The organism is Streptomyces recifensis (genome assembly GCF_002154615.1).
In the GTDB taxonomy this organism is placed as follows: domain Bacteria; phylum Actinomycetota; class Actinomycetes; order Streptomycetales; family Streptomycetaceae; genus Streptomyces; species Streptomyces griseoluteus.
Genome location: NZ_MUNH01000678.1, coordinates 1 through 1046, shown reverse-complemented (window position 1 = coordinate 1046; position 1046 = coordinate 1). Strand labels below are relative to the sequence as shown.

Below are 1046 nucleotides of genomic sequence, written 5' to 3'. Positions count from 1 at the left end.
ACCTCGCGGGCGTGATCAAGGCCCCCTGCCGGGTCGTCTGGGCCGCCGACGAACCCCGCCGCGCGGGCTGGGCCTACGGCACCCTGCCCGGCCACCCCGAGGACGGCGAGGAAGCGTTCGTCGTCGAGCGCACCGGCGACGGCACGGTCTGGCTCACGGTCGCCGCCTACAGCCGCCCCGCCAAGTGGTACACCCGCACCGCCGGACCCGTCGCCCGCGCCCTCCAGCACGCCTACGCCCGCAGATGCGGCGCCACCCTGAAGCGCCTGTGCGCGGACGAGGACGAGAGCTAGGGCGTGTCCGTACGGCGAACCTGCCGGGGGCGAGCGGGACGGCCCGCCCTCCGGCAGCGGACCCTCAGCGCAGCAGCACCCCCGCCGACTCCACCGCCTCCTCCGAAGGTGCGGTGACCAGGCCCGTCTCCGCCGTGGAGGCGAGGAGGCGGTGGGCGGGGAGGATGCGGACGGTGTAGCCGAAGGGGCCGGTGCGGTCGAGGAAGAGGGGGCCCTCGTAGAGCCAGCGGCCCTCCAGGTCGGGGTTGCCGACCGGCTTCAGCGGGTTCGTGCCCGCGTCGGTGATGCGGTCGCCGGAGTCCACCCGGCCGGAGACCACCTGCACCTCCACGTCGTCCGGGGTCAGCTCACCGAGCCCCACCCGCACCCGCAGCCCGACACTGGAGCCCAGTTCCGCCGTGGCGGTGGGCGCGGTGGTCTCCACATGGTCCACGCTCACACCGGGCCATGCGGCACGCACCCTCGCCTTCCAGTCGGCCAGGTCGCGCGCGGTGCCCGGGGCGAGCGCGCGGTGGGCCTGGGCGGCCGGGGCGTAGAGGCGCTCGACGTACTCGCGGACCATGCGGCCGGCCAGCACCTTCGGGCCCAGCAGGGTGAGGGTCTGGCGGACCATCTCGATCCACCGGTCGGGCAGCGAGGCGCGGCCGCGCTCGTAGAAGCGGGCGGTGACCCGGCCCTCCAGGAGCTCGTACAGCGCGGCGGCCTCGATGTCGTCCCGGCGCTCGTGGTCGGTGGCCGCGCCGTCCGCCGTGG

1 protein-coding gene and 1 pseudogene are annotated in these 1046 nt (G+C 75.7%); one reads left to right on the top strand and one right to left on the bottom strand.

Features of this window, described 5'->3' with window-relative positions:
- A partial coding sequence (locus tag CCN33_RS28315) for a DUF1990 family protein (RefSeq protein ID WP_140394713.1) occupies positions 1 to 293 on the top strand: 293 nt, incomplete at its 5' end.
- A gap of 64 nt (positions 294 to 357) precedes the next feature.
- On the opposite strand, the pseudogene CCN33_RS28310 reads toward CCN33_RS28315, so the two are convergent.
- Positions 358 to 1046, bottom strand: a pseudogene (locus CCN33_RS28310) (glycosyltransferase family 1 protein); the annotation flags it as partial.